Raw genomic sequence first — 16,822 nt, 5'->3', positions numbered from 1 at the left:
TCACTCCTTGGTGGCGGCGACGGCGACGATCTCGATCAGGTCGCCCTCTTCCAGCGTGGCGCCGATGCAGGCGCGCTGCGGCGGGTTGCGCATGTCGACCCAGCTGTCCCACACCTCGTTCATCTGCGGCTTCAGCGCCATGTCGGTGATGTAGACGGTGCAGGACAACAACCGCGACTTGTCGGTGCCGGCCTCGGCCAGGAACTGGTCGATCTTGGCCAGCGCCTCGGCGGTCTGCTTGCGCATGTCGAGTTCGTAGGTGTCGGCAGTTGCAACCGTGAAGACCATGCCGTTGAAGACGACAAGGCTGCTGCGCCCGGCGACGCTGCCGGGGAAGCGGGTGATCGGACGCATGCTCAGACTCTCCTTAGCCGCCGGCGTTGCCGACCATTTTGCTCGGCAGCCAGGTGACCAGGCCGGGGAAGTAATAGATCAGCGCTACGGCCACGCACATCAGCAGGAACAGCGGGAAGGCGGTCCTGGCGATATAGGTGATCTGGTGCCCGGTCATGCCCTGCAGCACGAACAGGTTGAAACCGACCGGCGGCGTGATCTGTGCCATCTCCACCACCAGCACGATGAAGATGCCGAACCACACCAGGTCGATGCCCAGCCGCTCGATCATCGGCAGCACGATGGCCATGGTCAGCACCACCATCGAGATGCCATCGAGGAAGCAGCCGAGGATGATGTAGAACACCATCAGCACCATGATCAGCGCGCCGGCGCTGAGCTGCATCTTGTCGATCCAGTCGGCCAGATGGCGCGGCAGGCCGGTGAAGCCCATCGCCAGCGTCAGGAAGGCGGCGCCGGCGAGGATGAGGGCAATCATGCAGCTCAGTCGCGTGGCACCCAGCAGGCTGTCGACAAAGGTCTGCCAGTTCAGGCTGCCCTGCAAGCGGGCCACAATCAATGCACCCACTACGCCGAGGCCTGCCGCTTCGGTCGCGGTGGCGATGCCGGTGTAAATCGAGCCCAGCACAGCAACGATCAGGCCCACGGTCGGCAGCAGATGCCGCGAGGCGAAGATTTTTTCTCTCAGGGTATAACGCTCGGTCGGTTCCGGAATCTTGCCCGGATTGAGCAGCGACCAGACGATGATATAGCCCATGAACAGGCCGCCCAGCAGGATGCCGGGGATAACACCGCCGATGAACAGCTTGGAGATCGAAACGTCGGTGGCGACGCCATAGACAATCATGATCAGCGACGGCGGAATCAGCAGGCCCAGCGTGCCGGCGCCGGCCAGCGTGCCGATCACCATGTCTTCCGGATAGTTGCGGGCGCGCAGCTCGGGCACCGTCATCTTGCCGATGGTGGCGCAGGTGGCGGCCGATGAACCGGAGACGGCAGCGAAGATGGTGCAGCCGATCACGTTGGTGTGCAGCAGGCGACCGGGGATCCGCGTCATCCAGGGCGCCAGGCCGCGGAACATGTCTTCCGACAGTTTGGTGCGGAACAGGATTTCACCCATCCAGATGAACATCGGCAGGGCGGTCAGTGTCCAGCTGGACGACGCGCCCCAGATGGTGGTGACCATGGCGTCGCCGACCGGCCGCGAGGTGAACACCGCCATGGCAAGCCAGCCGCAGCTCAGCAGGCCAAGGCCGATCCACAGGCCGGCCGCAAACAGGACGAACAGCGCCGCAATGAGGAAAGCGGCAATCAGAATCTGATCCATAATTCAGTCGTCCTATTCAGTGCGCGCGAGTTCAGCGTTCTGGCCATCCAGCGCCTTGCCGCGCAGGACGAGAACGAATTCCTCGATAAACGAGATGCAGAAGATCACCGTGCCGAGCGCCATCGCGAGCTGCGGAATCCACAGCGGCGTCGCATCGTTGGCGGTGCTGATGTCGTTAAACTTGTACGACCACCAGGCCATCTTGACGCTGTAGAAAGCGAAGGTGCCGCTGACGATGATGGCCATCAGCACGCAGAACAGTTCGAGGCCGCGCCGTGCTTTGCCGGTGAAGCGGCTGATGATCAGGGTGACGCGGATATGGTCGCCCTTGGTCAGGGTGCCGGCGAGCGCCAGGAAGGAGGCGGCAGCCATGAAATATCCGGCATAGGAATCGATGCCGCGGATATAGAAATTGAACTGGCGCCCAAGGATGCTGAGCACGATCGTCGCCAGCAGCGCGATCATGAACAGACCCGCCAGCCAGAGGGCGACATGGTAGAGCGGAGCAAGGGGAGAGCGCATGGAAAGACTCGCAGGGAGGTAGAAAAGCGCCGGGCGGGTTTTGAGGCCCGCCCGGCTGGGATTTACATCTTCTTGTAGGCGTCGACGATGGCGGCGCCATCGGCACCGGTCTTCTTGACCCACTCTTCAATCATCGTGGCGCCGATCTTCTGCAGGCCTTCCTTCAGTGCCGGGCTCGGCGGCTGCACCTTCATGCCGTTCTTGGCAAGGTCGGCCTTGGCGGACTCGGACTCGACAACCGAAACTTCCCAGCCGCGCTTCTCGGCGATAGCAGCGGCGTCCAGCACGGCCTTCTGCGTGGCGGCGTCCAGCTTCTTGAAGGCATCCACGCTGGCGAACACCATGTTCTTCGGCAGCCAGGCCTGGGTATCGTAATAATGCGTCAGGCTTTCCCAGACCTTGGAATCGCGGCCGGTCGCACCCGAGGTCATCATGGTGTCGACCACGCCGGTGGCCAGCGCCTGGGCCAGTTCGGCCACCTGGATGGTGACCGGCTGGGCCTGCACCAGTTCGGCGATGCGCGAGGTGGCCGGGCTGTAGGCGCGCCACTTGACGCCCTTCAGATCCTGCACCGTGTTGATGTCTTTCTTGGAGTAGATGCCCTGCGGCGGCCACGGCACGACATACAGCGCCATCATGCCCTGGTCAGCCAGTTTCTTGTCGATCACCGGCTTCTGCGCCTTCCACAGCTTGGCGGCGTCGGGGACGCTGGTGGCGAGGAAAGGCACGCCATCGGCGCCGAAGGTCGGGATTTCGTTTTCGATGTTGACCATCAGCACTTCGCCGATCTGCACCTGGCCGGTCTGCACCGCGCGCTTGATTTCCGGCGCCTTGAACAGCGAGGCGCCCGGATGCACGGTGATCTCCAGCTTGCCGCCAGACATCTTTTTCACATCTTCGGCAAACTGCACCATGTTCTTGGTGTGGAAATTGCCGGCCGGATACGCACCGGGCAGATCCCATTTCGTCTGCGCCGAAGCGCCAGCGCTGACCAGCGCAACGCCGAACACGGCGGCGGAAAGCCACATCTTGCGAGTCATTTGAATATTCTCCCCGTTGAACCGATGCGCCCAGGGCCTGAAGCGCGGCGCGCATCAAATTAGTTTGTCATCGTATGACCGGTTTTGGCAAGGCCAAGGCGCCCGGAAAACAGGCTGGCGCCGAAACGGGCAGGATGATTGCGGCGCAATCAATCTGGTGCGACACCGGACCAATGGCGACGGACCAATCAGTCTGCGGCCATCGCTGTGGTTACGGCGCGCAGCACGTCCTGGGGGGCAAAGGGTTTTTCCAGGCAGGGCTGGCCGCTGTCGCGCAGGAAATCCGCGACATCGGGGCTCAGCATGTCGCCGGTAACGAAAACGATACGCTCGGCCAGTGCCGGCCGTTCGTCGCGCAGGCGGGCAAACAGGCTGGGGCCATCCAGGCCGGGCATGCGCAGGTCGGTCAGGATCACCGAGAAGTTTTCGCTGCGCAGGCGGTTCAGGGCGTTCTGGCCGTCTTCGGCAATGGTCACCGCGAAACCGCTGTTGGACAGGATTTCGGCCAGCAGGTCGGCAACGCCATCTTCGTCATCCACCACCAGTGCGGTGTGGCCCGGTGTCAGGGCTGGCGTCTTGCCCGGCACACTGCTGGCGGTGGGTTGTGTGCTGGCAGTGCCAAGCGGCAGGCGCAGGACAAAACATGCACCGCCGCCGGCGGCATCTTCCGCTTCCAGCGTGCCGCCATGGGCGGTGGCAATGCCGTGGCTGACGGCGAGGCCGATGCCGGTGCCGGACCCCGGGCCATGACCGGTCTGCTTTGTGGTGAAGAAGGGTTCGAACACGCGGCGCCGCAGATTGGCCGGAATACCCGGGCCATTGTCGCAGATGCGGGCCTGCAGCCACTGGCCATCAGCAACCGCCAGTTCAATGCGGATGCGGCGCGGCGCCGGCTGTGCGGCAAGGGCCTGCTGCGCATTCACGATCAGGTTGCTCAGCACCTGATTGATCTGGTCGGGATCGACATTGATGGCTGGCAGGTGGTCGTCAAAGTGGCGTTCGATGTCGATGCCGGCGCTGCGCAGGTTGTACTCCAGCAGGCCCAGCACATCCTCGACGATGCGCTCCAGCTGCACCGGGCGCCGTGCCGGCTTGCGTTGCCGCGCCATCCCCAGGAAGGTGCGGGCTATGCGGGCGCAGCGCACGGCAGCCACCTCGATCTTACTGGCACGTTCGGCAAAGGGCGTGTCGGCCGCACTCTCTTTCAGCATCTGCGCCTGCCCCACCACGATGGACAGCGGATTGTTCAGCTCATGGGCTACGCCGGCCAGCAGCGAGCCGAGCGCGGACAGTTTTTCCGATTGGTACAGCGCCTCACGCTGGCGCTGGATTTCCGCATCGGCGGTCTTGCGTTCGGTGATGTCGCCGATCGATCCGCCCACGCGCAGCACGCGGTTTTGTGCATCGCGTTCGGTTGCCGCGGTCACCTGCACCCAGCGTTCCACGCCATCGGCGCGACGGATACGGTATTCCATCACGATGCGGTCGATCTCGCCACGCAGCAGCTTGCGGGTTTCTTCCTTCAGGGCCGGCAGGTCATCGGCATGCACATTGGCATGCCAGGAATCGATGGTTTCAAGATCCTTGGCCTTGCGGCCGACGATTTCTTCCAGCCGCTCGGAATAGAACGCCGTGCCATGTTCGACGTCCCATTCAAAGATGCCATCATTGGCGCCGCGCACGGCCAGGCGATAGCGCTCCTCGCTCAGGCGCAGCTGCTGGCGTGCGGTGATGTCGCGCAGATAGGCCACCATCACGCGGTTGCCATCGGGCAGCACGATTTCGGTAACCGTCAGTTCAACGGGAAACACGCTGCCATCGGCCCGCATGCCTTCGGTCTCGAAGCGCTGGCGGTTTTTCGTGTCGGCCGGATTGCTCAGGCGCCGCGTCATGGCCCGCTCATGGAAGGGGCGCAGATGCGGCGGCACCACCACGGATCCGACCGGGCGGCCCAGCACCGCACTGCGCTGGCGTCCGAACATCAGCTCCGCGGCGGGATTGAATTCGATGATGCTGCCCTGGATATCGGTAAGGATGACGCCATCCAGCGAGGCGCTGAGCAGCGGCCGCAGATGGTCGATATCGTAATCTGGGCTCATGATGCGCTGTGTCTATCGGGCTTCTAGGGCATCCGGCGGCTGAACAGGTAGCCAGCGCCGCGCACCGTCTTGATCACTTCGGGCTTGGTCGGGTCGCTTTCGATTTTGCGGCGCAGGCGGGCGATGCGAATGTCGATGCTGCGGTCGTAGGGTTCCCAATGGTGGTGATGCGCCAGGTCCAGAAGCTGATCGCGGCTCAGCACCCGGTCGGGATGCCGGGCAAAGGCGGCCAGCAGGTCGAATTCCATGGCGGTCAGCACGATCTCGCCGCCGGCGGCATCGTAAAGCTTCCGTGCAGCGAGATTGAGGAAGGTGGCGCCGAATCGCACCACCTCGTTGTCCTCGGCGTTCTGTGGCGCGGCATCGCCCAGACGCCGCAGCACGGTGCGGATGCGGGCGCGCAGTTCGCGCAGGTCGAAGGGCTTTGACAGGTAATCATCGGCACCGATCTCCAGTCCGATAATGCGATCGATCACCTCGCCAGCCGCGGTCAACATGATAATGCCGGTCTTGGAGCGGCCACGCAGCCAGCGCGCGACGCTCAGGCCATCCTCGCCCGGCATATTGATATCGAGAATGACCAGATCGGCCGGTCGCGCAGCGTGTAATTCTCTGAAGCTCACGGCATCGGCGGCCGTATCGACGCGAAAGCCATGACTGCCGAGATACTCCGCGATCATTTCGCGGATACCCGGCTCGTCATCAACGACGATGATATGCGGCTCGTTTGCCATCGGTTGTCGCAGCTTGTCCCCCGGCTGTGATAGCAAGCGCGGACCCATACCGTCCAGAGCGGCGTTTGCCATCGTCAGCCGGGATCTGGGGGCATCAGGCGCAGGCGCGCAACGTGATGCGCGCACAGGCCTGCAGGAATGGCTGCATCACGCGGGCCACGGCCTCGGGCTGGGTGGCCGGGGCGAAATGGTCCTGGTCGGGCAGGATGGCATGGCGCACCACCGGCAGGGTGGCAGCCAGGCGGTCGGCAATCAGGCGCAATGCACCGGCCGAACGGGTGCCGCTGAGCAGCAGCACCGGCAGCTTCAGGCCGGCATAGCTGCCGAGCGACTGGCGTGCATTGAAGGCCATGGCGATGTCGAGGCAGAGCCGCGGCGCATGGGCCGCGAGGCTGGCCTGGCGCGCGGTCGACAGGGCCGCGAAAGCGCCGGCGCCGCTGCAGTGATCGTAGAACAGCCGCGCGGCAATATGGCTTTCGCCGCGCAGGCAGGCGGCGCGCATGTCGCCCGCCAGGGTCTCGACCAGACGCTGGGCCGGCGCATGGCCGCCATGTTCCGGCTTCAGCAGATGCAGCGCCATCGGCTCGTACAGCGTCATGCTGGCCAGCCGGTCGGGATGGTCGAGTGCCGCCCGCAGTGCCACGGCGGCGCCGAAGGCATGACCGACCAGATGCACCGGACGGTCAAAGCGGCGCAGCAGTGCGCCGATCAGGGCGGCATTGTCATCCAGCGACATGCGCTGCGGCATCGGCAGCGATTCACTGCGGCCATAGCCATAGAGGTCCGGGCAGTGGAAGCGGAACTCATCGCCCAGATGCGGCTGCAGGCCGCGCCACATGCTGCCCTGCATCCCGGAGCCATGCACGGCCAGCACCGGCGTACCGCTGCCGGCCGTGAACATGTTGACCATGGTGCCGCGCGGTCCGACGAAGGCTTGCACCGGCACATGGTTCATCAGGGCCATCAATGCCGGATGCGTGGGGACCAGGCGCGGTGCGGTGGCCGGTTCGGTCGGAATGCTGTGCAGGATCGCAGTCATGATGGCGGTATCCTCAGGCGGCCTTCACGGTCTTGGCAGCGTCGATCATAGCGCCGCTGAGAATGCCATAGGCGGTGGCCCAGGCGTCGCGCGTCTCCGGCGTGAAGTCATCGCCAAAGGCACTGGCCAGGGTGTCGAGCAGGGCCGCGCCCACGGTGGCGTAGTGGCTGTCCTGCACGCCATAACCGACATGGCGGCGGGCCATGTCCTGCACGGTGCCGATCACGGCGTCCAGACGGTCGAGCGAGGCCACCACGGTGCCAATCGCCATCATCAGCTTCTGGCCCTGCGCCTTCATGTCGCCTTTGAACAGCGGCTTCAGGGCTGGATCGGCAGTGAACAGACGGTCGTAGAAGGCCGCGGCGGCAATATCCTTGATCGGCAGAACCTTGGCAAAGCTGGTCTTGACGAGGGTGATCTGGTGCGGGGTCATCTTGGGTCTCCTGGGGCTGGCCGGCGGTGCCGGTGTTTCGCTGGCCGGGTTTATCGGGGCGCGGGGTTTCGGCTCTGTGTCTCGCAACTGCAATAAATGTTTCAGTTGTTTCAGCGGTGGCGTGTGACGGCGGCGACAGATCAGCCCACAGCGATTGGCGCTGCCGTCATGGCGGGCTATGGTGCCGGCCGGACAGGGAAACGGGCGGCCATATGGGCATGACGGACCAGACTCCAGCCCCGCAGCCACCGGCGGGGCAGATGCCGGCTGCAGGACAGGATCGCCGCCCGGCCTCGTGGCGGGCACGTCTGTCCTGGGCGATGTTCGACTGGGCCAACCAGCCCTATTTCACTGTCATCACCACCTTCATCTTCGCGCCCTATTTCACCGCCAAGGTGATCGGCAATTCCGTCGATGGTCAGTCGCTCTGGGGCTTCACCCAGGCTTTCTCGGCGGCCCTGGTGGCGCTGGGAGCGCCATTTCTGGGCGCCATCGCCGATGCCGGCGGCCGGCGCAAACCCTGGCTGTTTGCATTCCAGATTCAGCTGGCCTTCGGCTGTGCGCTGCTCTGGCTCGCCCAGCCGGGCCAGCCGCAACTGCTGCCGCTGGTGATCCTCGGCCTGGTGCTGGCCAATATCGCGGCGGAATATTCGATCATGTTCAACAATGCCCTGCTGCCGGCGCTGGAAACCCCGCGCCATGTCGGGCGACTCAGCGGTCTGGGCTGGGGCATGGGCTATATAGGCGGGCTGATCGCGCTGTTCGGCGTGCTGATCGTGTCGCAGCCCGAACTGATCGGCATCACGCCGCCGCCGGGCGAGGCTTTGCTGGGCCTCAAGCGCGACGCCTTCGAAGCCGAGCGCATCATCGGTCCGGTCGCGGCGATCTGGCTCGGGATCTTCGTGTTGCCGATGTTCCTGTTCACACCGGATCGGCCAGGATCGGGCCAGCCCTTCCGCACTGTGGTGCGCGACGGTATCGGCCGTGTGGTCAACACCGTGCGGCATATGCGGCAGTATCGCAACCTGCTGCGCTTCCTGTTCAGCTATATGATCTACTACGACGGCCTGGTGGCGGTGATCGGCTTTGGCGGGATCTATGCTGCCGGCATCTTCGGTTGGGGCACCACCGAACTTGGCCTGTTTGGCATTGCCCTCAACGTGATCGCGATTCCGGCCGTCATCTTTGGCGGCTGGCTGGAAGACCGCTGGGGTTCCAAACGCGCCGTGCAGTTGGCCATCATCATCGTTGGTCTTGGCACCTTCGGCATTCTGTCGATTTCATCGGGCAGCGTGCTGTTTGTCCTCGATGTCGCGCCGCGTGCCGCCGGCGCCGGATTATTCTCATCGGCCGGCGAGCAGGTGTTTTTCCTCTGCGCCGCCTTTCTGGGTTTGGGCATGGGCACCATGCAGGCGGCCAGCCGCACCCTGGTGGCGCGTCTGTCGCCGCCCGACATGGTGGGAGAATTCTTTGGCATCTACGCGTTGTCGGGTCGCGCCACCACATTCCTGGCGCCGCTGCTGATCGGCATCGCCACGGCGGTGTTCGCCACCCAGCGTATCGCCGTCATCGTAATCCTGGTGTTTCTTGCCGTCGGCTTCGCACTGCTGTGGAAGGTGGAGGAGCCGGCGCGGCAGTAATAACGCGCCGGCGATCCGTCACGCCGTTTTGGCAAAGCGCTGCGGCTTCTCGCGGCCTGCCAGTGCCAGTTCGGTCTCGTGCATGTAGTCGCGGGTGATCGGCAGGGTGTCGAGCTGCTTGGTCAGCTGCACCTGGAACACCATCTGGCCCCAGAGCCGGAAGGCGATTTCCGACGCTGCCAGATAGAATTCCCACATGCGGCAGAAGCGTTCGTCATAAAGCGCGCGCGCCTTGTCCCATTGCGCCATGAAGCGGGCGCGCCAGTGCCACAGTGTCTCGGCATAATGCAGCCGCAGGATTTCCATGTCGGTGACCCAGAGCTGGCTCTGCTCGATCACCGGCATCACTTCCGACAGCGCCGGGATATAGCCGCCGGGGAAGATGTATTTGCGAATGAAGGCGGGCGTGGTGCCGGGGCCATCGGACCGGCCGATCGAATGCACCAGGGCAACGCCATCGTCTTTCAGCAGGCGGCGGATGCCGTCGAAATATTCGCGGTAGTGCGGCACGCCGACATGCTCGAACATGCCCACAGAGACAATGCGGTCGAACTGCCCGTCCATCTTGCGATAATCGACCAGTTCGAATGTCACCTGCTCGCTCAGGCCGCGCTCCTGCGCGCGACGCTGGGCAATCGCCAGCTGTTCCTGGCTCAGCGTGATGCCGGTGACATGCACACCGCAGGTCTCGGCCAGATACAGCGCCAGCCCGCCCCAGCCGCAGCCGATCTCCAGCACGCGCATGCCGGGCTGCAGGTTCAGCTTGGCGGCGATATGGCGTTTCTTGGCCAGCTGCGCCTGTTCCAGTGTGGTGTCCGGCGTCGGGAAATAGGCACAGGAATATTGCTTGTCGGTATCGAGGAAAAGATCGTAGAGCCGGCCGTCGAGATCATAGTGATGCTGCACCCGGCGGCGCGCCGTGGATTCAGGATTGAACTGGTACCACAGCCGCATGGTGCGTTCGAAAATGCGCTGCAGGCCCGACAGCGGCAGCCTGCCATGAACACCGAGGTTGCGCACCACCAGGGCCAGGAAGTCGTAGATCGTGCCTTTTTCCAGCACCAGCTCGCCATCCATATAGGCTTCGCCGACTGCCAGTTTCGGATTCAGCGCGATGCGCCATGCGGTGCTCGGCTTGGTCAGCCGGATCACCACCGTATCGGGGCCCGCAGGCTCGCCGAAATGCCGCGTCGCGCCGCGATGATCGATCATCGTCAGCGAACCGGCCTTGATCACCTTGCTAAAGACATAACCAAGAAGCATGCGGAATCTCCAACTCAAAGAGATAACGCCCCATCCCGGTCTTCATATTGGGGCTCAGCCCCATGCGCGGCAAGAGGTCAATTTAGGCGCATTCCACATCCGGATGTGCTGTATATCCGCGTGGTTGGTTAGGCTCCGGCCCTATTCCCGGGCCAGTTCTCGGCCCAGGCGATGCCCTGCTTCTGCATCATGCGCTGGAAGGCCGGGCGGGTGTAGGTTGCGCCGACCACGCGTTCGATATTCGCCCACTGCCACATCGGCCGGTCCAGGAAGCGGCTCCAGCGTGTCAGCATGGCGAGATAGATGTCGCACAGGCTGAAACTCGAGCCCAGCATGTAGTCGCCGCGGCCGATACCGTCATCCAGCACCTGGAAATTGCGGTAGAGCTTGGCTTCCGCCTGGACCTTGAGCGCAGCCTGATCCGCGGCATCGGGAAAGGTCCAGTCGGGATGGAACCAGTCGATGAAGCCCACCTGCAGGGTGTTGGTCATATAGGTCAGCCACTGGTAATAGCGGCCGCGCAGCTGCATCCCCACCGGCGGCGACAGCTGCGCCTCGGGATGCAGGTCGCTGAGATACTGGCAGATCGCCGCGGTCTCGAAGATCGCGAAGCCGTCATGCACCAGTGTGGGAATGCGGCCATTCGGATTCAGCGCCTTGTAGGTGGCCTGTTCATGCTGCCTGCTGGCGATATCCAGCTTCACCATTTCATAGGGTGCGCCGATTTCCTCCAGCACCGCCTGCGGTGCCATCGCCGCCGTGCCCGGCGCCCAGTAGAGTATGTACATGATCAGTGCCGGAAATGGCGCATGCCGGTGAAGACCATGGCGAGACCGGCCTTGTCGGCGGCATCGATCACCTCCTGGTCGCGGATCGAACCGCCCGGCTGGATCACGGCAGTGGCACCGGCCTCGACCAGCACTTCCAGGCCATCGGCGAACGGGAAGAAGGCGTCAGACGCCGCCACCGAGCCCTTGGTCAGCGCGTCGCTCAGGCCGGCGGCCTTGGCGGCGTCCTGGGCCTTGCGATAGGCGATACGGGCCGAATCCACGCGGCTCATCTGGCCGGCGCCGATGCCCACGGTGGCGCCATTCTTGGCGTAAACGATGGTGTTCGACTTCACATGCTTGCCGACGCGGAAGGCGAACAGCATGTCGGCCAGCTCCTGTGGCGTCGGCGCGCGCTGGGTCACGACTTTCAGGTCGGCCTCGGTGATGCGGCCGGCGTCGCGGGTCTGCACCAGATAGCCGCCGGCCACCGATTTGACGAACCAGCCGGCCGCCACCGGATCGGCCATGCCGCCAGTGATCAGCAGGCGCAGGTTCTTTTTCGCCGCGAGAAACGCCTTGGCGTCTTCATCCGCTTCTGGCGCGACGATGACTTCCGTGAAGATGGCGCCGATCTTCTCGGCCGTGGCCCTGTCGAGCTTGCGGTTCATGGCGACGATGCCGCCAAAGGCCGAGGTGCTGTCGCAGCGCAGGGCCGCATCCCAGGCCGCTGCCAGACTGTCCGCCATCGCGACGCCGCAGGGATTGGCATGCTTGATGATGGCAATCGTCGGCTTGTCGGCGAATTCCGACACCAGCTCGAAGGCGGCATCGGTGTCGTTCAGGTTGTTGTAGCTGAGTTCCTTGCCCTGCAGCTGCTGCGCGGTGGCGACGCCCGGGCGCTTGTCGCCGGTGACATAGAAGGCCGCCTGCTGATGCGGGTTCTCGCCATAGCGCAGCGTCTGCTTGCGCTCGGCCGAGACCAGCAGGGTCGGCGGGAAGGCTTCGCCATTCTGGCGCGCGAACCAGGTGGCGATCATCGAATCATAGGCGCCGGTATGGGCATAGGCCTTGGCGGCCAGTTCGCGACGCAAGCCGAGCGGCGTGGCGCCGTTGTTGGTCTTCAGGGCGTCGATGATCTTCGTGTAATCGGCGACATCGACCACCACATTGACGAAGCCGTGATTCTTCGCTGCCGAGCGGATCATTGCCGGACCACCGATATCGATATTCTCGATGCAGGTGGGGAAGTCGGCGCCCTTGGCCACCGTCGCCGCAAACGGATAGAGATTGACCACCACCAGATCGATCGGCGGGATGTTGTGCTTGTCCATCGCCGCCTTGTGCTCGGGATGGTCGCGCAGGGCCAGGATGCCGCCATGGATGGTGGGATGCAGCGTCTTCACGCGGCCATCCATCATCTCGGGGAAGCCGGTATGCTCGGCCACTTCTTTCACGGCCACGCCGGCATCTTTCAGCGCCTTGTAGGTGCCGCCGGTGGAGAGGATCTCGATGCCGAAGCCGGCGAGTGCCTTGCCGAACTCGATCAGGCCGGTCTTGTCGGAAACCGAGAGCAGCGCACGGCGGACGGGAATGAGATCGACGGATGACATGGGCGGAGGCCTCGGGCGGGCAGAGAGGGATGGGCGGCAGGGCTATAGCATGCCGATGCTACGCGCAAAAGCGGTGTAAAATCGGTCTTAAACAAGGACTTGCGGGGTTTGTGCGGGGGGCCGATCCATGCTAAACGAGGCCCCCATGCGATCCTATCTCGAATTTGAAAAGCCAATCGCCGAGCTTGAGGCGAAAATCGCCGAGCTGAAGCAGCTCAGCGATCAGGGCAACAGCGATATTGCCGATGACCTGGAGCGGCTGGAGGCCAAGGCGGCCCAGCAGCTGCAGGCCACCTATGCCAAGCTCGGCGCCTGGCAGAAAACCCAGGTGGCGCGCCACCAGGACCGCCCGCATTTCGCCGACTATGTCGCCGGCCTGGTGCAGGATTACGTGCCGCTGTGCGGCGACCGGGCCTTCGCCGAGGACGGCGCCATCACCGGCGGCATCGGCCGCCTGCGCGGCCGCGCGGTGATGATCATGGGCCATGAAAAAGGCCGCACCACCGAAAGCCGGCTCAAGCACAATTTCGGCATGGCCAAGCCCGAAGGCTATCGCAAGGCGATCCGCCTGATGCGCATGGCCGACCGTTTCCGCCTGCCGGTCGTCACCCTGGTCGACACCGCCGGCGCCTATCCGGGCGTGCAGGCCGAGGAGCGCGGCCAGGCCGAGGCGATCGCGCGGGCCATCGACTGCTGCCTCGACATCCGCGTGCCGCTGGTCGCCGCCATTGTCGGCGAGGGCGGGTCGGGCGGCGCGGTGGCGCTGGCGGCTGCCAACCGCGTGCTGATGTTCGAGCACGCGATCTATTCGGTGATCTCGCCCGAAGGCTGCGCCGCCATCCTGTGGAACGACAATGCCAAGGCACAGGATGCCGCCGAGGCGCTGCGCATCACCGCCGAAGACCTGTTGAAGCTGAAAGTCGTGGACGAGATCGTGAAGGAGCCGCTGGGCGGCGCCCATCGCAATCCGGCCCAGGCAATTTCGGCGCTCGGCGACGCGCTGGATGCCAATCTGCGCAGCCTCGCCGGCCAGGAGCCGGGGTCGTTGCGCGAAGCGCGGCGGCGCAAATTCCTCGATATGGGCTCAAACGGGCTTTAATCAGCTCTGATCACGGCTAAGTCGCTGATTGTGCAGGCCCTGCGCGGGCCGGTTGGCCGCCGATGCGATCCAATCGCGCGCCAAGTCGATCCCATTGCAGGCCAAGTGAAGCCAATTGGATCCGATACGATCCCATTCGATCCGATGCGATCCGGTTCGATCCAGTCTGGTTCGGTACTCAGATAGACGATGTCCAACAGCAGCGCAGAACAGATGGCGCTGTGTACGGCACATTCAAGATATACCACGTCATGCCCGCGCAAGCGGGCATCCAGGCGTCGGCTGGACTGGGTCCCCGCTTTCGCGGGGACGACGGTTTTTTTATGATGCGATGAAATCCCGCACCAGCGGCGCGATCTCGGCGGCGCGGTCCTGCGCGAAACTGTGCGTGCCGCCGGCGATCACCTGCAGCCGGCTGTTGCGCAGCAGGCGGGAGAGATGCCGGCCGACGGCCAGCGGGCTCACCGTATCGGCATCGCCCCACAACAGCAGTGACGGCTGCGCGATGCTGGCGATTTCTGCCGTATGGTCGGGGCGCGCCTCGGTGATCCAGGCGGCCGCCTGCGGATATTCGGCGCGGTAGGCCGGGCGCCAGTCGCTGGCGCCGAAGCGCATCACATCGATGCCGCCGCTGGCCGCGGTCAGCACCAGCCTGTGCACCTTCTGCGGATAGAGCAGCGCCAGCCGCAGCGCGAAGATGCCGCCCATCGACTGCGCCACCACCACGTTGCTGCCGTCGCGCAGATGCGCGGCGGCATGGGCGGTCAGCGCGTCCAGGCTGTCGAAGCCGGGCTTGTGCTTTTCATGGCCCAGCCCCGGCCAGTTCAGCCGCGTCTTGGCATAGGTATCGGGCAGCAGGTCTGCCACCGGTTGCCAGAATGCAGCAGAGCCGCCGGCCCCGGGCAGGAAGAGTAGATGGGTCATGCCGATAGAATTATCATCGATCTTCCCGGGCGCCGATGTTTAGATTGTCCCGATTGATACCCTGGAGGATGCGCAGAGATGGTGGTCGGTCTTGCCCTGGCGGCCGCCTTTCTGCTCGGCCTGGCGCTAGTGCTGGGTCAGCAGGGCCTGCGCCGGATCGAGCCGCTGACCGGCGCCGCCATCAGCCTGCCCAGCGCCACCGCCATCCTGTGCCTGCTGTTTGCGCTGCGCTTCGATGCCGCATTGTGGAACAGCGAGGCCGCGCTGTATTTCGCGCTCAGCGGCGTGCTGTTTCCCGCCGCCGTCACCCTGCTGGGCTTCGAGGCCAACCGGCGCGTCGGCCCGGTGCTGACCGCCAGCATCGGCAATCTCTCGCCGGTGTTTGCCGTGGCGCTGGCGGCGCTGCTGCTGGGTGAGCTGCCGCGACCACTGCAATGGATCGGCCTGCTGGTGATCGCCGCAGGACTTCTGGTGCTGCTGCGCGCGCCACGCCGCGCCGGCACCGTGCATGGTCCGCTCTGGCTGGCGATTGGCTGTGCCGTGCTGGGGGCGGCGATCCGCGGCTTTGTGCAGCCGATCGCCAAGCTCGGCCTGGCGCTGTGGCCCGATCCGCTGGCCGCCGCCGCCATCGGCTATGTGGTCTCGGTGACAATGATCTTTTCAGCCTGCCTGCTGCTGCGCCGGCCGGTGCTGCAGCTGCGGCGACCGGGCGCGGCGTGGTTTGTCGGCTTAGGGCTATGCAACGGCGCGGCGGTGCTGTGCATGTTCGCGGCACTGGGCAGCGGCGAGGTCGCCGTGGTGGCGCCGCTGGTCGCCACCTTCCCGCTGTTCACGCTGCTGATCGGCTGGATCGCGCTGCGCCAGCGCGAGAGCCTGCCCCGCATGCTGATCGGGGCAGGCCTCACGGTGATCGGCGTGATCTGCCTGGTGACGACGGTGGGTTAGGCGATCTTGCGCAGCTCCGCCGAGGGCAGGTATTTGCTCGACCAGATCGCCTCCACCGGCGCCACCTTCGCCAGGTTATAGGCGCCGGCAATGGTGGCGATGGCGCGCTGCAGCCGGGCCGGGTCGATGGCGCCGAGGCCGAGCTGCTTGCCTTCCGCCGTCTTCACCTGGTTGTCGATCACCCACTGCAGGCGCTCCTGCTCGATATCGTGCTTGAGCAGCGCATCGGCCTTCAGCAGTGAATCGGTCACCGCCTTGGGGTCTTTCATCGCATCCTGCCAGCCGCGGCACACGGCGCGGCACAGGCCCGGAATCGCGGCCTCGTTGTCCTTCAGGAACTTGCGCGACACGACGACCGAGTTGCCATAGAAATCCAGGCCGTGATCGGCATAGAGCATGATCGACACATCCTCGCGCTTCATGCCGAGGCTTTTCAGGTTGATCCACACGGTGGAATCGAACCCGGTGACGGCATCCACCTCGCGGCGCATCAGCTGGCTTTCGCGCAGGCGCAGGTCGACGTTGTTGAATTTCACGCTGGCGGGGTCGAGGCCGTTGGCCTTGAAGAAGACCGGAAACAGCTTGTAGGCATTGTCGGTCAGCGGGCCGCCCACGGTCTTGCCCACCAGGTCGGCCGGCTTGGAAATCTTCGCGGTCTTCCAGCTGATGATGGCAGCCGGCGTGATCTTGTAGATGTTGAAGACGGCCAGCGGCACCTGCTCGGGGAAGCTGGCATAGAACTCGCCCAGCGAGGTGAGATCGGCAAAGCTGACATCATAGGTGTTGGACGACACGCGCTGCAGCGCATCGGCGCCGGCGGCGGGGTCCATCGCGGTGATCTCGATGCCCTCGGCGGCGAAGTAGCCCTTTTCCAGCGCGTAGATGAACGGCGAGTTGGTGCCGTTGCGCGGCAGGTTGAGCGAGAATTTCACCGGCGTCTTCGCCGTGGTCTGGGCAAAGATGCGCTTCGGCGTGAAAGCGGCGGTGGCGGCCAGGGTGGCGGCGCCGGTGCCGGCCAGCATG

General features: G+C 64.6%; 16 protein-coding genes. 3 read left to right on the top strand and 13 right to left on the bottom strand.

Annotated elements, in window-relative coordinates; all coding sequences use genetic code 11:
* From AAG821_RS02790 to AAG821_RS02755, 8 genes are all read right to left on the bottom strand, one after another.
* The gene (locus AAG821_RS02790) at window positions 1-354 is read right to left on the bottom strand and encodes a RidA family protein (protein ID WP_341910365.1); all 354 of its coding nucleotides are present in this window, start codon (window positions 352-354) and stop codon (window positions 1-3) included.
* A gap of 13 nt (window positions 355-367) precedes the next feature.
* Entirely contained in the window at window positions 368-1,681 is a 1,314-nt protein-coding gene (locus tag AAG821_RS02785; RefSeq protein ID WP_341910366.1) for a TRAP transporter large permease subunit, read from the bottom strand.
* Between the two features lie 12 nt (window positions 1,682-1,693).
* Window positions 1,694-2,203, bottom strand: a complete 510-nt coding sequence (locus tag AAG821_RS02780) for a TRAP transporter small permease (RefSeq protein WP_341910367.1) — start codon at window positions 2,201-2,203, stop codon at window positions 1,694-1,696.
* 62 nt (window positions 2,204-2,265) lie between these two features.
* Window positions 2,266-3,243: a TRAP transporter substrate-binding protein gene (locus AAG821_RS02775; protein ID WP_341910368.1), complete on the bottom strand. Its 978-nt coding sequence runs from the start codon at window positions 3,241-3,243 to the stop codon at window positions 2,266-2,268.
* Window positions 3,244-3,431: 188 nt separating this feature from the next.
* Entirely contained in the window at window positions 3,432-5,342 is a 1,911-nt protein-coding gene (locus AAG821_RS02770) for a PAS domain S-box protein (protein ID WP_341910369.1), read from the bottom strand.
* Between the two features lie 23 nt (window positions 5,343-5,365).
* Complete coding sequence (locus AAG821_RS02765) at window positions 5,366-6,076, bottom strand: response regulator (RefSeq protein ID WP_341910370.1); 711 nt, start codon at window positions 6,074-6,076, stop codon at window positions 5,366-5,368.
* A gap of 94 nt (window positions 6,077-6,170) precedes the next feature.
* Window positions 6,171-7,115 carry an alpha/beta fold hydrolase gene (locus tag AAG821_RS02760; RefSeq protein ID WP_341910371.1) on the bottom strand — a complete coding sequence of 315 codons (945 nt, stop codon included), beginning with the start codon at window positions 7,113-7,115 and terminating at the stop codon, window positions 6,171-6,173.
* A 13-nt stretch (window positions 7,116-7,128) separates the two neighbouring features.
* The gene (locus AAG821_RS02755; protein ID WP_341910372.1) at window positions 7,129-7,548 is read right to left on the bottom strand and encodes a globin family protein; all 420 of its coding nucleotides are present in this window, start codon (window positions 7,546-7,548) and stop codon (window positions 7,129-7,131) included.
* 260 nt (window positions 7,549-7,808) lie between these two features.
* On the opposite strand from AAG821_RS02755, the gene AAG821_RS02750 reads away from it, so the two are divergent.
* Window positions 7,809-9,188 (top strand): MFS transporter, encoded by a 1,380-nt coding sequence (locus tag AAG821_RS02750; protein ID WP_341910373.1) that lies wholly within the window; start codon window positions 7,809-7,811, stop codon window positions 9,186-9,188.
* Between the two features lie 18 nt (window positions 9,189-9,206).
* Here the strand turns inward: AAG821_RS02750 and AAG821_RS02745 are convergent, their stop codons facing one another.
* From AAG821_RS02745 to purH, 3 genes are all read right to left on the bottom strand, one after another.
* Complete coding sequence (locus tag AAG821_RS02745) at window positions 9,207-10,451, bottom strand: cyclopropane-fatty-acyl-phospholipid synthase family protein (protein ID WP_341910374.1); 1,245 nt, start codon at window positions 10,449-10,451, stop codon at window positions 9,207-9,209.
* A 128-nt stretch (window positions 10,452-10,579) separates the two neighbouring features.
* Complete coding sequence (locus AAG821_RS02740) at window positions 10,580-11,239, bottom strand: glutathione S-transferase family protein (RefSeq protein WP_341910375.1); 660 nt, start codon at window positions 11,237-11,239, stop codon at window positions 10,580-10,582.
* A 2-nt stretch (window positions 11,240-11,241) separates the two neighbouring features.
* Complete coding sequence (gene purH / locus AAG821_RS02735; RefSeq protein ID WP_341910376.1) at window positions 11,242-12,831, bottom strand: bifunctional phosphoribosylaminoimidazolecarboxamide formyltransferase/IMP cyclohydrolase; 1,590 nt, start codon at window positions 12,829-12,831, stop codon at window positions 11,242-11,244.
* Between the two features lie 145 nt (window positions 12,832-12,976).
* On the opposite strand from purH, the gene AAG821_RS02730 reads away from it, so the two are divergent.
* A complete protein-coding gene (locus tag AAG821_RS02730) occupies window positions 12,977-13,930 on the top strand; it encodes an acetyl-CoA carboxylase carboxyltransferase subunit alpha (protein ID WP_341910377.1) in 954 nt (317 codons plus the stop codon).
* Between the two features lie 321 nt (window positions 13,931-14,251).
* Here the strand turns inward: AAG821_RS02730 and AAG821_RS02725 are convergent, their stop codons facing one another.
* Complete coding sequence (locus tag AAG821_RS02725; protein ID WP_341910378.1) at window positions 14,252-14,854, bottom strand: alpha/beta hydrolase; 603 nt, start codon at window positions 14,852-14,854, stop codon at window positions 14,252-14,254.
* 78 nt (window positions 14,855-14,932) lie between these two features.
* Between AAG821_RS02725 and AAG821_RS02720 the strand changes: the two genes are divergently transcribed.
* Window positions 14,933-15,799, top strand: a complete 867-nt coding sequence (locus AAG821_RS02720; protein WP_341910379.1) for an EamA family transporter — start codon at window positions 14,933-14,935, stop codon at window positions 15,797-15,799.
* Here the strand turns inward: AAG821_RS02720 and AAG821_RS02715 are convergent.
* Window positions 15,796-16,822, bottom strand: a 1,027-nt coding sequence (locus AAG821_RS02715; RefSeq protein ID WP_341916207.1) for an ABC transporter substrate-binding protein, incomplete at its 5' end; no start/stop codon positions are given. The genes AAG821_RS02720 and AAG821_RS02715 overlap by 4 nt on opposite strands.

Source organism: Ferrovibrio terrae, from assembly GCF_943372915.1.
Taxonomy (GTDB): domain Bacteria; phylum Pseudomonadota; class Alphaproteobacteria; order Ferrovibrionales; family Ferrovibrionaceae; genus Ferrovibrio; species Ferrovibrio terrae_A.
This window is presented reverse-complemented; position numbering and strand designations above follow the sequence as displayed.

Bases quoted from the DNA above. Each gene is read 5' to 3' on its own strand.
- AAG821_RS02755 (WP_341910372.1), bottom strand. From the start codon at position 7,548: ATGACCCCGCACCAGATCACCCTCGTCAAGACCAGCTTTGCCAAGGTT.
- AAG821_RS02765 (WP_341910370.1), bottom strand. From the start codon at position 6,076: ATGGCAAACGAGCCGCATATCATCGTCGTTGATGACGAGCCGGGTATC.
- AAG821_RS02740 (WP_341910375.1), bottom strand. From the start codon at position 11,239: ATGTACATACTCTACTGGGCGCCGGGCACGGCGGCGATGGCACCGCAG.
- purH (WP_341910376.1), bottom strand. From the start codon at position 12,831: ATGTCATCCGTCGATCTCATTCCCGTCCGCCGTGCGCTGCTCTCGGTT.
- AAG821_RS02770 (WP_341910369.1), bottom strand. From the start codon at position 5,342: ATGAGCCCAGATTACGATATCGACCATCTGCGGCCGCTGCTCAGCGCC.
- AAG821_RS02730 (WP_341910377.1), top strand. From the start codon at position 12,977: ATGCGATCCTATCTCGAATTTGAAAAGCCAATCGCCGAGCTTGAGGCG.
- AAG821_RS02760 (WP_341910371.1), bottom strand. From the start codon at position 7,115: ATGACTGCGATCCTGCACAGCATTCCGACCGAACCGGCCACCGCACCG.
- AAG821_RS02775 (WP_341910368.1), bottom strand. From the start codon at position 3,243: ATGACTCGCAAGATGTGGCTTTCCGCCGCCGTGTTCGGCGTTGCGCTG.
- AAG821_RS02725 (WP_341910378.1), bottom strand. From the start codon at position 14,854: ATGACCCATCTACTCTTCCTGCCCGGGGCCGGCGGCTCTGCTGCATTC.
- AAG821_RS02785 (WP_341910366.1), bottom strand. From the start codon at position 1,681: ATGGATCAGATTCTGATTGCCGCTTTCCTCATTGCGGCGCTGTTCGTC.
- AAG821_RS02790 (WP_341910365.1), bottom strand. From the start codon at position 354: ATGCGTCCGATCACCCGCTTCCCCGGCAGCGTCGCCGGGCGCAGCAGC.
- AAG821_RS02750 (WP_341910373.1), top strand. From the start codon at position 7,809: ATGCCGGCTGCAGGACAGGATCGCCGCCCGGCCTCGTGGCGGGCACGT.
- AAG821_RS02780 (WP_341910367.1), bottom strand. From the start codon at position 2,203: ATGCGCTCTCCCCTTGCTCCGCTCTACCATGTCGCCCTCTGGCTGGCG.
- AAG821_RS02720 (WP_341910379.1), top strand. From the start codon at position 14,933: ATGGTGGTCGGTCTTGCCCTGGCGGCCGCCTTTCTGCTCGGCCTGGCG.
- AAG821_RS02745 (WP_341910374.1), bottom strand. From the start codon at position 10,451: ATGCTTCTTGGTTATGTCTTTAGCAAGGTGATCAAGGCCGGTTCGCTG.